The sequence below is a fragment of the Nesterenkonia haasae genome (assembly GCF_010119385.1).
Taxonomy (GTDB): domain Bacteria; phylum Actinomycetota; class Actinomycetes; order Actinomycetales; family Micrococcaceae; genus Nesterenkonia; species Nesterenkonia haasae.
On the sequence record NZ_VFIE01000038.1, the window covers coordinates 2,497 to 3,790 of the forward strand.

A 1,294-nucleotide genomic window follows, 5' to 3' on the forward strand; every position below is an offset into this window, starting at 1 on the left:
ATGAGGCGCTACCTAAATAGCTTTCGAGGAGAACCAGCTATCTCCGGGTTCGATTAGCTTTTCACTCCTAATCACACCTCATCCCCTACCTTTGCAACGGGAGTGGGTTCGGGCCTCCAGTGCGTGTTACCGCACCTTCACCCTGGGCATGACTAGATCACCCGGTTTCGGGTCTACTGCCCGCGACTATGCGCCCTTATCAGACTCGGTTTCCCTTCGCCTCCCCTATACGGTTAAGCTTGCCACGAACAGTAAGTCGCTGACCCATTATACAAAAGGTACGCAGTCACTCCTTGCGGAGCTCCTACTGCTTGTACGCACACGGTTTCAGGTTCTATTTCACTCCCCTCTCCGGGGTTCTTTTCGCCTTTCCCTCACGGTACTGGTTCACTATCGGTCGGTCAGTAGTATTTAGCCTTGGAGGATGGTCCCCCCATGTTCAGACAGGGTTTCACGTGCCCCGCCCTACTCGTCTTCACTGAAATGGCCCTTTCAGATACAGGGCTATCACCTTCTATGGCCACTCTTTCCAGAGTGTTTTCCTAGAACCAAATCAGCTTAAGGGCTAGTCCGCGTTCGCTCGTCGCTACTTACGGAATCTCGGTTGATTTCTTTTCCTCTGGTTACTTAGATATTTCAGTTCACCAGGTTCGCTTCCAGCAGCTATGTATTCACTGCAGGATACCCGCAAGCGGGTGGGTTTCCCCATTCGGACATTACCGGATCAAAGCTTGTTGCCAGCTCCCCGATACTTTTCGCAGGCTGCCACGTCCTTCATCGCCTCTGACCGCCAAGGCATCCACCGTGTGCGCTTATTCGCTTGACCATATAACCGCAAGTTGCCTTGGGTTACATATGACCCGGGGGTACAAAGCCCGGATACGAATATAACGACTCAATCAATAAAGAGACTTGCGTCTCTCGCCTTAGCCTCACGACACGTCTGATAGAACATCTCAAACGCTCGCTACGTCACAAGTTTTAAAAGAACACGTACCAGCCACAGTGCTGATGCGTATAAAGATCGATTGTATGCGTCATTCAGAGAATGGTGGGTCTGGGTAGACTCGAACTACCGACCTCACCCTTATCAGGGGTGCGCTCTAACCACCTGAGCTACAGACCCGAAAGTGCTTTTTCAAAAAGTACGCACATGGATGTGCGGGCTCTTCGAAAGGGACTTCGGTATACAGCTCAAACATGGTGGAGCCTGTCGGGATCGAACCGACGACCCCCTGCTTGCAAAGCAGGTGCTCTCCCAGCTGAGCTAAGGCCCCAAAAGGGACTCTCATAT

General features: G+C 52.0%; 2 tRNA genes and 1 rRNA gene (1 of these 3 cut by a window edge). All 3 read right to left on the minus strand.

The window, feature by feature from the left end:
• Window positions 1-826: ribosomal RNA gene (locus FH975_RS16155) — 23S ribosomal RNA — on the minus strand (it extends 2,134 nt beyond the left edge of the window).
• A 223-nt stretch (window positions 827-1,049) separates the two neighbouring features.
• Window positions 1,050-1,126, minus strand: a tRNA-Ile gene (locus FH975_RS16160).
• Window positions 1,127-1,201: 75 nt separating this feature from the next.
• Window positions 1,202-1,277, minus strand: a tRNA-Ala gene (locus tag FH975_RS16165).
• Window positions 1,278-1,294 lie beyond the last annotated feature (17 nt).